This is a genomic window from Streptomyces sp. NPDC051211 (assembly GCF_040689505.1).
Classification (GTDB): Bacteria; Actinomycetota; Actinomycetes; order Streptomycetales; family Streptomycetaceae; genus Streptomyces.
On record NZ_JBFBAV010000017.1, the window covers coordinates 1 to 15514 of the forward strand.

A 15514-nucleotide genomic window follows, 5' to 3' on the forward strand; every position below is an offset into this window, starting at 1 on the left:
GGGCCTCGGTGACGGTCGGGGAGTTCGCCGGACCCGCGGAGCGCAAGGCCTCCATGCCGCCCTCGCGCCAGGCACGGCGCCACCGCTCCACCGACTTGCACGAGGACCGCTCTGTGGCCGGGACGGCAGTTGTCCTGGAGGTTCAGCGCCCGACGGACACACCCACCCCGTAGAAATCGGCGCCACTGGCTCCTTCAGTTGGCGCAGAGAAGGTCGCCCCGCAGGCGCGTTGTCGTTCGAGGCGTTGCAGCGTCCGGCCGCCGCCCGCGGCCGCAGCGCCCCCGGCCCCGCCGCCCGGTGGACGGCCCATTGCGTCGTGTTCGACCTGGGGTGGAGCTGCTGAACGTCCTCTACCGTGAGCGGCGCGCCTGCGTAACTAGCTCCTCCCCTGGGCGCGTACCGGGCCCATAGGGGTGTGCGTGGGGGAGGCGGCTTGTTTTCAGGTGCATCGGCACGGCTTGGACGTGTGTCCTGTCACTGGCTGCTCCGTGGGCTGTAGGGCTGGAGGAGCTGGTCGACGGGTGCGTAGTCGTCGGTGAGCAGTTGAGCATCGCCGATCCAGGCGGTGAGGTCGACGCCGGTGGCGATCTTCCAGCCGGTTTGCCGGGCATCCAGCGCTTCCTGGGTCGCACGCAGATCGACTGGTCGGTCGGAGGCGAGCACCACCAGATTGCCTCCCTCGGGGGTGGCGGTCGGATCGAGGCCGATGTCGGCGGGTTCGCCGACGAGGGCGACGTGCTCGAAGGTCGCACTGAGGGTGGCCACTTCGGCACGTGCGAAGGCCAGACCGCCGTGATCGATGAGGTTGGCGACGTACAGGCCGTCTTCGTTGAGCACCCGCCGTACGTCAGCCATCGCTTCCTTCGTGGCGAGGTGCCACGGCACGCTGACGCCCCCGAAGGCGTCGCCGACGACGAGGTCACGACTGCCGGTGTCCAGTCGCCGCAGGCCGAGCCTGCCGTCCTCCACGCGTACGTCGATACCGCCCCCTGATCTCAGACCCAGTTGGTCGCGGTCGATGCGCACGACCCCGCTGTCGATCTCGGACACCACGCTGCGCGCCCCGGGCCGCGTGGCCGCCAGGTAACGGGGAAAGGTGAGCCCGCCGCCGCCCACGTGGTGGGCTGCAAGTGGCTCACCTTCGGGAAAGGCGGAATCGACCACCGACGCGATGGCGCGCACGTACTTGAACTTCAGGAAGGTCGGGTCCTCGATGTCGACGTAGGAGTGCCGCACGCCGTCGAGAACGAGTGTGCGGCCGCTGCCCCGATCGGGGTCTGCGACGACCCGTGCGCAGTGGTACCTGGTCTCCGTGTCACAGCTACCCGGCGCGACCGTGGTGGCGAGGCCGCCGGCAACGACCACGAGCGTCAGAGCGGGCGTGCTGCTCCACCCGCGCGTTCGCCACTCAACCAGCGCCGAACCGACCACCAGCAGGGTTCCGAGGCCGATCAGGATGCCGCTGACCGGCAACCGCGAGACGAGGACGAAGCCGGTGAGGACCGTGCCGACGATGGCGCCGACGGTGCCGACGCCGGACAGCCGGCCGACAACCGTCCCGGTCTCGGCGAGGCTGGTGAGACGCAACTTGGTGACGATCGGCGTCACCGCAGAGAGCAGCGCGCCCGGCACGAGGATGGTCAGCGACGCGATCAGCAAGAGCAGTGCTGGTGCCCACTCCGCAGTGGTGCGCAGCACGGCAGGGGTGAGCGCCACGACCGCTCCCGACAGCCCGAGCGAGGGGCCGATGAGCCGGCGTGGATTGACCTGGTCGGCGATGCACCCACCCAGCCAGGAGCCGAAGGCGATCGCGGTGAGGGCGATGCCGATCACCATGGTGCTGGTCTCGAGGGTGAGGCCGAGGTAGGGAGCCAGCAGCCGCAAAGCGACGATCTCCACCACCAGGACCGCGGCCGACGACCCGAACACGAGCACGGCAGCGGCACGGGGACCCAGGCCGTAGTTGCGAGGCGTGCCCTCGGCGACAGATGAGGAGGACGATCCGGTCACGGGCGACATCCTTGCACGGGCCTCATCGACAGCATTGCGAAAACTCTCATTCCTTTGCCCACGAAACGGCGGATCCTGGAGCGGGACGGGACGGTAGGCGCGCTGTCGGCCCCGGTCGGCAAGTGGGGTCCGAGGATAGAGGTGTTCGTGCTCGTCGAGGGCGGTACGTGCTCGGCAAGCAGCTTGGCTGCCTGGAGTACGAGCCGTGCGGTGTTCCGCACCCATTCCCGGTCCGCGTCGCGATGCGGAAGGCGTGGCAGGTTTCTGGCGAAGCCGACGATGCCGCAGAGGTAGTCGGCCAACGCGGCCAGGGCGGCGAGCAGCAGGACAGTCTCCCGGTCCGTGCTCGCCGCCCGGGCCTCGTCGCTCACGGGCGGCCGACGGTGCCGGAGTCGTCCATCGCGTCCATCGCCTGCGGCTGGGCCGGAATCAGGCCCGGCTGCAGCACCTCGGGCATCTGCCGCTTGCGGCGGCGTCCGGTGAGGTAGCCGGCGACGGGTTCGGTGTAGCGGGCGGTCAGCGGGCCCAGGATGACCAGCACCAGGACGTAGGCGGTGGCGAGGGGGCCGAGGGAGGGTTCGATGCCGGCGGTGACGGCGAGGCCGGCGATGACGATGGAGAATTCGCCGCGCGCCACCAGGGTGCCGCCCGCGCGCCACCGGCCCTTGACGGAGATACCGGCCCTGCGCGCGGCCCAGTACCCGGTGGCGATCTTCGTGCCCGCCGTGACCACGGCCAGGGCGAGTGCCGGGAGGAGTACCGGGGGGATGCTGGCGGGGTCGGTGTGCAGGCCGAAGAAGACGAAGAACACTGCGGCGAACAGGTCCCGCAGCGGGCTCAGCAGACTGTGGGCGCCCTCCGCGACCTCCCCCGAGAGGGCGATGCCGACGAGGAACGCGCCGACGGCGGCGGAGACTTGGAGCTGCTGCGCGATGCCGGCCACCAGCAAGGTCAGGCCCAGGACGACCAGGAGCAGCTTCTCGGGGTCGTCGCTGGAGACGAAGCGGGAGATGACGCGTCCGTAGCGGACGGCGAGGAAGAGGACGAGTCCGGCGACGCCGAGGGCGATGGCGAGGGTGAGGCTGCCGGCGGCCAGGCTCACGCCTGCGAGCAGGGCGGTGATGATCGGCAGGTAGACGGCCATCGCGAGGTCCTCGAGGACCAGGATGCTGAGGATGACCGGGGTCTCGCGGTTGCCGAGTCGTCCGAGGTCCCCCATGACCTTGGCGATGACGCCGGAGGAGGAGATCCAGGTGACGCCGGCCAGGACGACGGCGGCGACCGGCCCCCATCCCAGCAGCAGGGCCATGGCCGCGCCGGGCAGGGCGTTGAGAGCGGCGTCGACGATACCTGCGCGGTACTGGGTCTTGAGGTTGGAGACCAAGTCGCTGGCGGTGTACTCCAGGCCGAGCATGAGCAGGAGCAGGATGACGCCGATCTCGGCGCCGATCGCGACGAACTCCTCGCTCGTGCCGAGCGGCAGCAGTCCGCCCTTGCCGAAGGCGAGGCCGGCCAGCAGGTACAGGGGTATGGGGGAGAACTGGAAGCGGCCGGCGAAGCGGCCCAGGAGGCCCAGGCCGAGGATGATGGCGCCGAACTCGATCAGGAAGACAGCGGAGGAGTGCATCCGGCTCACTCCCGGCCGAGGATCGCGGCGGCGGCCTCGACGCCCTCGCGGGTGCCGATCACGATCAGGGTGTCCCCGCCCGCCAGGCGGAAGTCGGGCGCCGGAGAGGGTATCGCGCTGGAGCGGCGCAGGATGGCGACGATGGACGCGCCGGTCTCGGTCCGCATCCGCGTCTCGCCCAGCAGCCGTCCGTTCCAGTGCGACAGCGACCCCAGTTCGATCCGTTCCGCCACCAAACCGAGGTCGGTCGTGGACAGATGGCTGGGGCTGTGGTGCGAGGGCATCAGCGCGTCGATGAGTGCCTCCGTCTCGCCGCCGGTCAGCTTCACCGACAGCGCGCACTCGTCCGGGTCGTCCCGCCGGTAGGCGTTCAGCGTCCGGGCGCCGTCGCGGTGGGCGATCACCGACAGACGGCGGTGCTCACGGGTGGTGAGGTCGTAACGGACCCCTATGCCCGGCAGCGGAGTACGGCTCACGCGGGGAACAGGCACGGCAAACCCCCAGGTTTCGGTTGATGTCGACGGAAGATGGAGGTGGACAGGGCACCTCATTCGTCACCCTATCTCTGCGCCAATCGCCCGAATCGGTGAAAAGGGCGCGCTTGATGGAAGATGCCGCGGCTCCTGTTTGGGGGAGACGATGCGGCGAGACGATTTGACGGTGGATCATGCCGTCCGCCGTCGGTTGATTTCCGGCCCCGTGCCCGTACCTCCCCAACTCGGGCATCATGACGGAGGTCTCCGATGGCGGGGGCCGCGTTGAGGGGAGAATCGCGTGGTGCAGTGGAGGCGTCTGAGTTCCGGTGTCCGCCCTGTGCCCCACCCCGTCGCAGCCCCCTCGGTGTGGGCAGCCGCAGGTGTCGCGGCCGTCGTCGTGGTCACCGTCCTCAACTACCTCAACGGCCACGGCGACCCCACGATCGACCTTCTTCTGCTGTCCGTGCTGTGTGCCGTACTGAGCACCGGAGTCCGGCTCATCGCCGCACCGGGTACGGCCCTGGTCTGCTGGCTCGCCCTCAACGGCTTCGCCACGCCGCCCATGGGCGAACTGACCTGGTCCGCCGGCTACGACCTGGGCCGCCTCGGATGCCTCCTGGCAGCGGCGAGCACCGGAACCGCAATCGCCCGCATCATCAGCGCCCGGGCCGCCTACCGCCGCCTGACCCTCCACGACCCCACAGGTACCTGATCACCCCGGATGCCGGCAGGACGGCCTCCCTACGAGGCGATTCGCGCCTTGCGCCACTCCACTCGATGGCGGCCTCACGAGGGCCGTAGAGCGTCCGTTCGGGTGGCGTCGCCCCTTTATCGACGGCAAGTGCCGCGGGAAGCACGTCGGTCCGTGCTGTGCTGTGGCCACGGCCCGTGGACGGCCGTATGCGGGCCCGCCCGCTGTTCGCGGCAGGTCCGCCCCAACAGCGAAGGAGGACTGATGTCGCGCCACTGGAAGGACCGGCGAAGCCGGAGCATGATCGGTCAACTGCTGGCCGCTGCAGTCTTGTTGACGGTACCTCTGCTGGACGTATCCGGGGCTCACGCCGCTGCGGTCCACTCCAAACCCAACACTGACTGGGACGCCATCGCGCGGTGTGAATCCGGCGGGAACTGGCGGACGAACACCGGCAATGGCCATTACGGGGGGTTGCAGTTCACCCAGTCGAGCTGGAACGCGGCAGGAGGCCGCAAGTACGCACCGCGCGCCGACCTCGCCACGAAGGCGGAGCAGATCGCAACGGCGAGGCGGCTCGCCAAGATGCAGGGCATGGGGGCCTGGACCTGCGCACGCCGCCGCTGAGGGGACACTCCGACAGGGGGGCGGCCTGGTGGCTGACCCCCCGCGGACACGGTCCACCTCAAGGTGGGGATGTGGCCTGCGCGATGAGGATGGCGACGTCGTCGTGGTCGTCGGGGTGTCGCAGGGAGTGCAGGAGCCACTGGCAGGTCTCGTCCAGGGGCCGGCGCGGTTCGGCGAGGGCGTGCAGCAGGGTGTCGAGGCGTTCGTCGATGGGGTGGTGGCGGGTTTCGACGAGTCCGTCGGTGTAGAGGACGAGCCGGTCGCCTGGTTTGAGGTCGAAGGTGGTGGTGTGGAAGGGGACGCCCCCGACGCCGAGCGGCGCGCCGGTGGGCAGGTCGAGCAGTTGGGGGTGGCGGCCGGCCGGGGCGAGGACGGGCGGAAGGTGTCCGGCGTTGGCTGTGCGGCACTGGTGGGCGCGGGGGTCGTAGACGGCGTAGATGCAGGTGGCGATGTAGTGCTCGAGCCCCTGCGTGATCTTGTCGAGATGCTGGAGTACCTGGTCGGGGTCGAGGTCGAGGTCGGCGAGGGTGCAGGTGGCGGTGCGCAGGCGGCCCATGGTGGCGGCGGCGTCGATGCCGTTTCCCATGACGTCGCCGACCACCAGTGCGGTCTTGTCGTCGGCGAGGGGTATGACGTCGTACCAGTCGCCTCCGACCTCGTGGGTTGCCTGGGCGGGCTGGTAGAGGGAGGCGACGTGGAGGCCCGGGAGCGGGGGCGGGTGGCCGGGCAGAAGGCTGCGCTGGAGGGTCTCGGCGGTGTTGCGGACGCTTTGGTGCCATCGGGCGTTGTCGATGGCCACGGCAGCCCGGGAGGCCAGTTCGCCGGCGAGGAGTACGTCGTCTTCATCGAACGGGAGCGGGCTGCGGGCGCGCAGCAGGTCGAGGGCGCCGAGGACCTCGTTGCGGGCGATCAGCGGCACGGCGATGTAGGAGTGCACGCCGGCCTGGGCGAAGGCGGCTGCGGCGTCGGCATCGCGGGCGATGTGCTGCAGATCGTTGCCGTCGGCGTGAGCGATGACGATGGGCTGGCCGGTGTGGACGCAGCGGGTGATCAGCCGGTCCGCTCCGTACGCCGCGAGGTCGCCGACGCCCAGGGAGGCGGTGGCGGCGCGACTGGGGTAGGCGGCGGCGACGGCGAGTGCCCGGAACGTCTCCGGGCCCGGCTCGTGGGAGGGGGCGGTGCGGCGGAAGGCGAGGACGTCGTCGAGGACGTCGACCGCGGCGACGTCTGCCAGGTCGGGCACGGCGACGTCGACCAGCTCCTGCGCGGTCTGCTCGACCTCCAGGGTGCTGCCGACGCGGGCGGAGGCGTCGGCGATCACCGCGAGGCGACGCCGGGCCCGGTCCGCTTCGGTGGTGGCCCGATGGCGTTCGCTGACGTCGACCACGGAGTTCGCGACCCCGATCACCCGGCCGCTGGGGCCGTCGATCCGGTAGTACGACACCGACCAGGCGTGGTCGTGGTCCAGATCCGCGAGGGTGCGGCCGACGGTGTACTGGTCGAGCAGCGGGGTACCGGTGAGCAGCACCTGGCGCAGTGCGGACTCGATGGTGTCGACGTCGAGGAACGGCAGGATGTCGTGGGGGTGCTTGCCGATGTGGTCGGCGGCCGGGATGCCGTTGATGCGTTCCAGGGCGGGGTTGACCAGCAGGTAGCGCAGGCTGGTGTCCAGCAGGGCGATACCGATCGGAGCCTGTGAGACCAGGCGCTGGGACAGGGCCAGGTCCGTCTCCACCCGCGCCAGCGTGCTCTGGTCGGCGGCGATGCCCAGGGCGTAGACGTCGCCGAGGTCGTCCAGCAGCCGCATGTTGCGGAACTCCACCAGGCGCGTGCTGCCGTCCTTGTGCCGGATGGGGAACGCGCCGGCCCAGCTCGCCCCGGTACTCATCACCTCGGCGAACAGCTTGACCACCAGCTCCTGGTGCTCCTCGCGGACCAGCAGGTGGGCCGCGTACCGGCCCAGAGCCTCCTCGGCCGTGTAGCCGAACACCTCGTCCGCCTGCGGGCTCCAGAACACGATCCGCCCGCGGGTGTCCAGCACGACCGCGGCCACGCTGAGCAGATCGAGCAGGCCTCCCGGCGGCGACGGCGCCGACCGGCGGTCCCGGTCCCCCTCGCGAAGCGGCTCGTGGGCACCCATCCTGAAAGGCTTCCTCCTCAGCGGAGCCCGCTCGGAGCGCGCGCCGGTCGAGGGCTCTCTTCCATGCTGCTCCTCGAACCCGATGCTGCACGATCCGGGAGCGCCGCCCGCGCACGGCCGGACGCTCGATCGCTCCCTCGACGATCCGCCGCCCGGGCGTCGGCCCGGTACCCTGACGGGTCGCCGATGCGTGCCGACGGTTCTGGGAGAAGCTCCCATGGCTTCACCATCTCATCGGGCACGGTCAGTCGCTCAGTCGCTCAGTCGCTCAGTCGCTCAGTCGTCCAATCGCTCTGCACGCGAATGATCACGGTTCCAGTCGATCCGGGAAGAGCCTGGGACCGGCGGGTGGTGCCATGCGGCTCCACCCGCCGGAGGGATTCAGTGCGCTCCGCGCCTGTTCACGGCCGCTGCTGATCGGTGTGGTAGTGCTGGGCGAGCCGTGCGAGCGCGACGGCGCCGATGAGCAGCCCGAAGTCACGCAGGGCGACGTCGTAGTGGCCCGGGATGGTCAGCAGGTTGACGATGATGCCGGCCAGCCAGCCGGCCACCAGCCAGCCCCCGAAGCGCGGAGCCAGCGCCACGGCAAGGCCGGCCACGATCTCGATCACACCCACCGCGTACATGGTCGCCTGGGCGCTTCCGGGAACGAGGTCGTCGATCCACGGTGCGAGGTAGGTGGGCCAGTCCACGAGCAGGTTCGCGAACTTGTCCAGCCCGAACAGGATCGGCGCCACCGTGAAGCCGGTACGCAGGAGCACGAACGCCTGGTAGCCGGGGTCGGTGAGCACCGCCCGCCGCGGGGCGGCGGGGGTGGTGCTTGTGGTTCCGGAGGACATGATCCCTCCTTCTATCGGCAAGCTTCATTAGTAATAGAAGCTCCGATCCGTTCTATAGTCAATAGCCGTGGGTTTTACACTGGTGTCGTGGACACTCCGAAGGAAGTACGCGGCCCCGACGTCTCCGGCGTCTCCGCCATCTCGTCCATCGCCGCTCTGGACGAGCCGACCCGCAGGAGGCTGTACGACCACGTGGTGCGCCAGGCGAGCCCCGTCAGCCGTGACGAGGCGGCCGCGGCCCTCGGGCTTGCCCGGAAGACCGTCGCGTTCCACCTGGACCGGCTGGCCGACGAATCGCTGCTGGACGTCGTCTACGAGCGCCGCAGCGGACGCTCCGGACCGGGCGCGGGAAGGCCGGCCAAGCTCTACCGCCGCTCGGCGAAACAGGTTGCCGTCAACCTGCCGGACCGCCGCTACGAACTGGCCGGACGGCTGCTCGCCCAAGCCGTGGAGGAATCCGACGCGACCGGCGAGCCGGTACGGAAGGTGCTGCACCGCAAAGCCGAGGAACTCGGTACGCAATTGGGCGAGCAGAACAAGACCGACGTCTTCGACCTTCTGGAGCAGTACGGCTTCGAACCACGCCACGAGGACGACGCCATCGTCCTGGCCAACTGCCCTTTCCACGCACTGGCGCAAGACCACACCGAGACGGTGTGCGGCATGAACCTCCACCTGCTTCGCGGTGTCCTCAGCGGCCTGGACGCCGCAGGGCTCGAAGCATGCCTGGCACCCAGCCCCGGACGATGCTGCGTCCGGCTGCAGCCGGCCGCCTGATCGATCTCGGACTCGATCAGGTCATTGGGTGTGCAGCCGCGCGCGTCGTCCGGCGCGATCAGCGTGGACTCGAACCGGGCGTTGGCGACGAGCAAGTCCTCGGCCGGCAGCAGCGTCTTCAGGTACGCGCCGGAAGCGGCGCGGAAGGTGATGTCGGCCGCCGCGACGACGACCGACGGCCGGTCCGGCGCGGCCCGGGACCGGTCGCACGCTGATGGCGTGGAGGGGCGATCGGCGGTCAGAGGCGGTGCACGGTGTGCAGTGTCGTGTCGTAGGTGCCGCCCCCGTTGAGGAGCGAGGCTCCGGCGACATCGGCCATCGTGGGGCCGTTGACGGTCTTGCGACTGGAGACGAAGCGGGCCTTGCCCAGCGCGTCGGCGCCCAGGTAGATGCCCACGTGGTCCACCTGCCCGTCCTCGTCGGCATCCCAGAACAGCAGATCACCGGGCTGAAGCAGGGCGATGACACCCCCGGTGGAGCCGGTGGTGCGTGCGAGGCGGACGCCGGGGGAGCGGTCGGCCATCTGCTCGGACGTACGCGGCAGCCGGGCCGGCGAGGCGTCGTACATGTCGGCCACCGGAACGCCCATGTGGTACCCGTACACCATGCGGGTGTAGCCGGAGCAGTCGAGCGAGCCCACGAAGGCCGCGTCCGCTGCCTTGACCTTGCCGTTCGGGAAGGTCCATTCGACACCCATGAACTCGTGGAAGTCGGCGCCGACCGTGCGCTCGCCGTGGAGGTCGGCGGGGCTGTACGTCGCCTTGCCGAGGACCTTCTTGCCGGCGGCCGGCCCGGCACCGCTGATCACCGTGGGCGCGCCCGGCAGGAACATGGCCGCGTACGCGAGAACGTCCGGCGCGAGGGAGCCGATCCAGCCGCGTACGGTCTGCTCCAGGGCCGGGGTCCACGTGCCGTCGAACGGCTCCGGCAGCACCCGCACCCAGTCGCCGTGGGTGACGCTCGGCGGGGCCGCCCATACGGCGTCGACGACCCGGAAGGCGGTCGTACGCAGCGTGACGGGCAGGTTCGTGCAGCCCTGGTTGGCGAGTGCGCGCAGGCCGACCCGGCCCTTGGCGACAGTGCTGTCGGTGACGTCGACGTGCCACGGGCCGGGCTGTCCCGCTGACGCGCGCCACGCCTTGACCCGTATGCGGGACCCTTCCCGAAGGACCCGGATGCCCCACGCCGTTCCGGCGGGCACGCCCGTGGCGAGGGTGAGGGGCGTCGCGAGCGGGGTGGCGGTACCGCCGCTCACCTTCTCGACCCGCAGCTCGACGGCCCCCGTGGTGAGGAAGGAGAGCCGGGCCCGGTGGTGGCTGTCCGGCGAGGCGTATCCGAAGACCAGGGCGTACGAACAGGCGTCTCCCGTCGGCACCTTGTCGAAGCTCGCGACCGCCTCGACATCGACGTCGGTGATGCCGTCGTCCTTCAGAGTGGCGTAGCGGCTCGCACCGTCGGTGGTGAGGGCGATGAGACCGCGGCCGGGTGTCACCGAGAAGTCGCTGTTGGCGGGGCCGTCGGTGTCCCAAGTGCCGCCGCCCGGCGAATTGCCCCAGTACGGACGCTCCGTCGGGTCCAGGGCGGGGTTGGGCAGGGTGCGGTCGAAGTCCTCGGTGAACGGCTGCTTGTTCTCCGTGAACGTGCGCCGCGGGCCCGGCACGACGACGGTGCGGGCGCCGTGGGTCAGCAGAGCGACCCGGCGGCCTGCGGAGGTGATCTCGGTACGCGCCGGGGCCCCTGGCAGGACGGTGGCCGTGAGCTTGGACTCCAGCGTGACATGCGTGAACCAGGAGGCGTCCAGGGGCGCCACGGTCACGGACGACGCGGGTCCGGCGAGCCCGGTGGGGAGCGAGGTCGCGGCGGCACCCTCGGCGGCCCGGGCGACGGGTGCTGCGGCGAGTGCGGAGAGCGGAACGGTGGCGGAGGCGGCGATCGCCGACAGCAGAGCGCGCCGAGACGTGTGCATCATCCGTACATCATCCACAGGGCGATCCGGCCGGCGCGGCCGCCCTGCTGCCGGGGCGGACGGGCGGCCCCTGTCAGAACAGCAGCTCGCCGGCGGGATGGCCGCCGCCGACCCGGGTACGGGGCCGGTACGAGCCGGACCCGTTGGCCTGGTACAGCCACAGCACCCCGGCGCCGTCGCGGGCGAGCATGTCGGCGGCGCCGTCTCCGTTCACGTCTCCCGGTGAAAGCAGCGTGTTGTAGATGTTCCAGCCGGTGCCGATGCGTACGCGCGGGGCGAAGGAGCCGGCTCCCTCGCCCCGGTACAGCCACAGCTGCCCCGCTCGGTCACGGGCGAGCAGGTCCGTCCGGCCGTCGCCGGAGAGGTCGCCCGGTGACACGAGGATGGTGTACGTCTCCCAGCCGGCTCCGATGCGCACCGGCGCGGCGTAGGTGGTGTCCGCCCTTCCGCTGTGCAGCCACAGGGCGCCCTCGACGTCGCGGGTGATCAGGTCGTGCCGGCCGTCGCCGGTGGCGGAGCCGACTGCGATCACCGTGTCGTATGTCCTCCAGCCGGTGGTGATTCGAGTGCGGGTGGCCTGCGAGTAGCTGCCGGTGGTGTCGGGCGCGAAGCGCCACAGCACGCCGGCGGTGTCTACGGCGACGAGGGCGTCGGTACCGGGCAGTCGCACCACGTGCCGCATGGGTTGCCAGCCGGCACCCGCCTTGCAGGCGCCCGAGAAGGTCGAGTCACCCTTGCCGGTCCTGCGGAACAGCGCCCCGGAGGCCTCGCGCCGGAAGTAGGCTGCCCGGCGCGGGTCGAACGCTCCGCAGTCGGACCAGGCTGCTGCGGCTCGCAGTATCCGGTGGTCGGAGACGCGGGCGTCCAGGGGCCGTACGTCGGCCGCCGGGGTCTTGAAGTACCGGGAACTGAAGAAGACGTAGTCCAGCTTCTTGTTCAGCACCGGCACCGTGGGCTCCCCTGAACGGCATGAGGGGGTCACTCCCGGGGTGCAGGCCGCCGGGTCGAAGAAGTCCGGATCGGTCTCGTCGGCTTCGGCGAAGCGGCCGATCGCACCGTCACCGATGTTCCGGTCGTAGAACCGGGTCAGGGTGGAGCTGCGGGGCGAGTGGTTGAAGTCACCGCCCAGGACCACCGGAATGCCCTCGTCCTCCCAGAGCCGGGCCCGTGCGGCGAGCTTGTCCGCCTCGGGGACGGCCAGTGTCCCGTTGTCCCAGTACAGGTGGACGGAGCAGGCCCAGCTGATGCGGTGCTGGACGGTCGTCTTCAGGCAGGGCACCCGGATGGGCTCCTTCTCCTGGCCGACCGTCAGGTCCAGGTCCAGGGCGTCCAGGACCTCACCCTTGGCGAAGACGGCATTTCCGTAGTCGGCGTTTCCGCAGATGCCCGGTCGGCCCAGTACCGTTCTGCCGAACAAACCGTGGTAGCCGCGCCCCCGCAGCTTGGCGAGCACAGCGTCGTACTGCGGCCGGCAAACCTCCTGGAGGAAGATCTGGTCGGCGTTCCAGTCCGCGACGTCGGCCTGGGCAGCGACCGTGTCGGTACGCCGCTGTTCGTCGTATGCAGGCGAGCGGCACATGTTGCCGCAGATGTTGTAGCTGACGAAGCGCAGGGGCGGTGCCGAGTCCGGCGTCGTGGTGTCGCCCATCCTGCGAGGCGCAGCGGTGCTGTCAGCCGCATCGGGCGACAGGCCGCCGGCCGCCGCGGTCGGCGGCGAGGCCAGCACACCACCGATTGCCAGCGCGGAAAGGACGGCCGCAGCCCAGGCAGTTCGTGTCTGGCGTCGCATCACGTTTCCCCGTACGGGCGAAGGGCGGTTTGGCGCGGCGGTCAACGCGGACCGGGGTGGGAGTCGATCCGCCCCGGCATCGATGAGGATGATCACAACATCATGTGCGGCGTGTGCAGAGGAACCGATCACCCGCCGTGGCGCCCCCTTTCACCCGCATGGACGGCACCGGCCGCCCCGTCGGTCGACCTGGACGAGCCGCCTGTCGACCTGTGCGGTTCGCCGCGCCGCCTCGCCTGAAACACCGGGGTACGGCAGAAGGGCCCGGATCGCTGAGGATCCGGGCCCTTCCGGGAAGTAGCGGGGACAGGATTTGAACCTGCGACCTCTGGGTTATGAGCCCAGCGAGCTACCGAGCTGCTCCACCCCGCGTCGGTAAACCCCACCCTACGGCATCGCAGGACCACCCTTGACCAGCTACGGCCTGCTCAGGTGTCCTGCTGTCCGTCCGGCAGCGGGACGTGGCCCGTCGCCTTGTGGACCATGGCTTCCAGCTCGCTGCGTTCCAGACCGAGGGTCTCCGCGTGGTAGGTCAGGGCCATGTCCATCTCCTCGAAGGGCACACGCCCGGCTTCCCACGCGTCCCGCCAGGCCACGTGCTGTTCGTCGGTCCACTGGAGAGTCGAGATGCCGAATTCCTCCTGAAGGCGCTTCAACTCGGCCTGTGCTTCGTCGTTTTCTTCCTGCAGCCCGATCAGTTCGTCCAGTGCCTCGGACAGCTCGATTTCCGTTCCGGGATCTTAAGCGTGATGACTGACATGCGAGTTTCCGCTGGTCAAGGAACGAAACCTCACTCAGGCAGGGGCCTCGTCAGTCAGGGAAGGCATCGCGCGTGGACGCAGGACCATGAGCGAGCCTTCCAAGGTCGCCACCATGGCGAAGGGAAACCGGTCGACCTCAAGACAGAGCGCAACGTCATCAGGATGGACTCCTTGACGCACCCCCTCCGCCAGTTCGGTGGCGGCGCGCGACTCGGCAGCGCGGCGGAGGAACTCGGCAGCATCCGGCCCAGCCTCGGTGACCCTCCGGGCGATGTATTGAGCACACGCCAGATCTTCATCGGCCTGCCCGTCCTCGCCGGTGACCACGAACGTGACACGGTCACCCTTGCGCGTCCGCAAGAGCCGAGCCGTTGCCTCCGCCACCACGAAGCTGGCGCACAGCACCAGCGGCGCCTCCTTGACCGCAAGGGCGCCGACCGTCCCTGCCGTGGTCTTCTGCACAACGGTCCGGCCGCCAAGGTCGATGGAGCGCAGCAGGCCCGGCGAGTTGACGGTGTCGAAGCCGGGCGCGGGCGGACCGTCCTTGAGCGCCACCCAATCCGGGTGGCGAGCCTTGAGCGCCAGGGCTTCGTCCAGCGACTCGGCAAGAACGATCTTTTCCGCTCCCTGGGCAAAGGCCCAGGCAGCCACGGTGAAAGCGCGCATGACGTCGACCACGACCGCCACGGACGGGGCTTCGAGCAGATCAGCGATACCAAGGAAACGAGAGTCCATTCCGGTCACGATCGTGCATGCCCAACCCGAGGCAACTGGAGAGTGATGCGCATCACATCGACGGTCCCGGAACGCAACACCTCTGGCTGCCGCCGGTGTCCACCTGGTGATAAATCGCTTGTCCTGCCAGCCCGGTCGACCCGGCATGATCGCCAACTGGCGTGACAGCAAACGGTTTGCCGACGAAATGAGCCCACGATGACTCATCGCCAGGACGTCACCTTCGAGGCGGGCGGAGCGAAGCTCGTCGGACATCTCTACCTGCCCGACACCGAACCGCCGGCCGCCGGCGTGGTCGTCGCCGGCACCTGGACCAGCGTGAAGGAACTGATGGCCGACCGGTACGCCGAACGGCTCGCCCGGCGCGGCTACGCAGCGCTCTCCTTCGACTTCACCGGCGTCGGTGAGTCGGAGGAGAGCCCCGGGACTGCGAGTCACCGCAGCGGAAGATCGAGGACATCCGTCACGCGGTGACCTTCCTGGCCGGCCACAGCAGTGTGGACCGGACCGGATCGGTGCTCTCGGCATCTGCGCCGCCGCGATGTACATGGCCGCGACCGCGGCCGAGGACCCGCGCGAAGTCCCTCGCGCTGGTTGCCCCCTGGCTGCACGACCCCGCGGTCTGCGAGGACGCCTACGGGGCCGCCGAGGAGGTCGCGGCGCGGATCAGGGCGGGCGAGTTCGACCGAGAGTTTTGGTTGGCGGGTGAGGAGTGCTCGTCTTCGGTACTCCGGCTCCCTCGCCACGGCTGCGCGAACGCATCGTCGCCGTCCACGGCCGGTCCGCCCAGCTCGGCAACGCCTCCCGCTGGGACCTGCCCCCCGAGACCGTCGAGGAACTCCTGGATCTCGACGACCCCGAGATCAACGAGAAGCTCTACGTCTACGGCGCCATCGCCTGGAAGGAGCGCGCCCGGATCCTCGCGGGCCGGGGGCGGCGGGGCGGCGGGGCGGCGACGTGCCGGTCACCGACGAGCTCCTGGACGAAATCTCCTGGATCGACCTCCGTCACCACCGGAACTGGGTGACGGCCGGCCTGCTGTCCGGCGACCCCCGCGTACTGCGGGTCGTACTCGG

14 protein-coding genes and 1 tRNA gene are annotated in these 15514 nt (G+C 70.0%); 5 read left to right on the plus strand and 10 right to left on the minus strand.

The genetic code is table 11. The annotated features are described in order from the left end of the window. Positions 1-474: 474 nt before the first annotated feature. The 3 genes from AB0447_RS18500 to AB0447_RS18510 form a co-directional block, all read right to left on the minus strand. Positions 475-2019, minus strand: coding sequence for a fused MFS/spermidine synthase (locus tag AB0447_RS18500; RefSeq protein WP_366477749.1), 1545 nt, complete (start codon positions 2017-2019; stop codon positions 475-477). 358 nt (positions 2020-2377) lie between these two features. Continuing rightward, the gene (locus AB0447_RS18505) at positions 2378-3637 is read right to left on the minus strand and encodes a cation:proton antiporter (RefSeq protein WP_366477750.1); all 1260 of its coding nucleotides are present in this window, start codon (positions 3635-3637) and stop codon (positions 2378-2380) included. 5 nt (positions 3638-3642) lie between these two features. Next, entirely contained in the window at positions 3643-4128 is a 486-nt protein-coding gene (locus AB0447_RS18510) for a TrkA C-terminal domain-containing protein (protein ID WP_366477751.1), read from the minus strand. Positions 4129-4450: 322 nt separating this feature from the next. Here AB0447_RS18510 and AB0447_RS18515 point away from each other — a divergent pair, with 322 nt between their 5' ends. Together AB0447_RS18515 and AB0447_RS18520 are read left to right on the plus strand one after the other, a co-directional pair. Further along, on the plus strand, positions 4451-4825 hold the full coding sequence (locus tag AB0447_RS18515; RefSeq protein WP_366477752.1) for a hypothetical protein: 375 nt from the start codon (positions 4451-4453) through the stop codon (positions 4823-4825). A 243-nt stretch (positions 4826-5068) separates the two neighbouring features. Beyond that, complete coding sequence (locus AB0447_RS18520) at positions 5069-5431, plus strand: transglycosylase family protein (RefSeq protein ID WP_366477753.1); 363 nt, start codon at positions 5069-5071, stop codon at positions 5429-5431. Between the two features lie 58 nt (positions 5432-5489). Here the strand turns inward: AB0447_RS18520 and AB0447_RS18525 are convergent, their stop codons facing one another. Together AB0447_RS18525 and AB0447_RS18530 are read right to left on the minus strand one after the other, a co-directional pair. Then, a complete protein-coding gene (locus AB0447_RS18525; RefSeq protein WP_366477754.1) occupies positions 5490-7571 on the minus strand; it encodes a SpoIIE family protein phosphatase in 2082 nt (693 codons plus the stop codon). 401 nt (positions 7572-7972) lie between these two features. Next, positions 7973-8410 carry a hypothetical protein gene (locus AB0447_RS18530; protein WP_366477755.1) on the minus strand — a complete coding sequence of 146 codons (438 nt, stop codon included), beginning with the start codon at positions 8408-8410 and terminating at the stop codon, positions 7973-7975. A gap of 87 nt (positions 8411-8497) precedes the next feature. Between AB0447_RS18530 and AB0447_RS18535 the strand changes: the two genes are divergently transcribed. Next, entirely contained in the window at positions 8498-9187 is a 690-nt protein-coding gene (locus AB0447_RS18535) for a helix-turn-helix domain-containing protein (protein WP_366477756.1), read from the plus strand. Between the two features lie 238 nt (positions 9188-9425). Here AB0447_RS18535 and AB0447_RS18540 read toward each other — a convergent pair whose 3' ends face one another. The 5 genes from AB0447_RS18540 to AB0447_RS18560 form a co-directional block, all read right to left on the minus strand. Next, entirely contained in the window at positions 9426-11156 is a 1731-nt protein-coding gene (locus AB0447_RS18540; protein ID WP_366477757.1) for an NlpC/P60 family protein, read from the minus strand. A gap of 70 nt (positions 11157-11226) precedes the next feature. Beyond that, positions 11227-12801, minus strand: coding sequence for an FG-GAP-like repeat-containing protein (locus AB0447_RS18545; RefSeq protein WP_366477758.1), 1575 nt, complete (start codon positions 12799-12801; stop codon positions 11227-11229). Between the two features lie 439 nt (positions 12802-13240). After that, positions 13241-13314: transfer RNA gene (locus AB0447_RS18550), tRNA-Met, on the minus strand. A gap of 56 nt (positions 13315-13370) precedes the next feature. Next, positions 13371-13598, minus strand: coding sequence for a hypothetical protein (locus AB0447_RS18555; RefSeq protein WP_366477759.1), 228 nt, complete (start codon positions 13596-13598; stop codon positions 13371-13373). Between the two features lie 138 nt (positions 13599-13736). Next, complete coding sequence (locus AB0447_RS18560) at positions 13737-14438, minus strand: 2-phosphosulfolactate phosphatase (RefSeq protein WP_366477760.1); 702 nt, start codon at positions 14436-14438, stop codon at positions 13737-13739. Between the two features lie 198 nt (positions 14439-14636). Here AB0447_RS18560 and AB0447_RS18565 point away from each other — a divergent pair, with 198 nt between their 5' ends. Next, the gene (locus AB0447_RS18565) at positions 14637-14912 is read left to right on the plus strand and encodes an alpha/beta hydrolase (protein WP_366477761.1); all 276 of its coding nucleotides are present in this window, start codon (positions 14637-14639) and stop codon (positions 14910-14912) included. Positions 14913-15150: 238 nt separating this feature from the next. Continuing rightward, entirely contained in the window at positions 15151-15465 is a 315-nt protein-coding gene (locus tag AB0447_RS18570) for a hypothetical protein (protein WP_366477762.1), read from the plus strand. Positions 15466-15514: the final 49 nt, after the last annotated feature.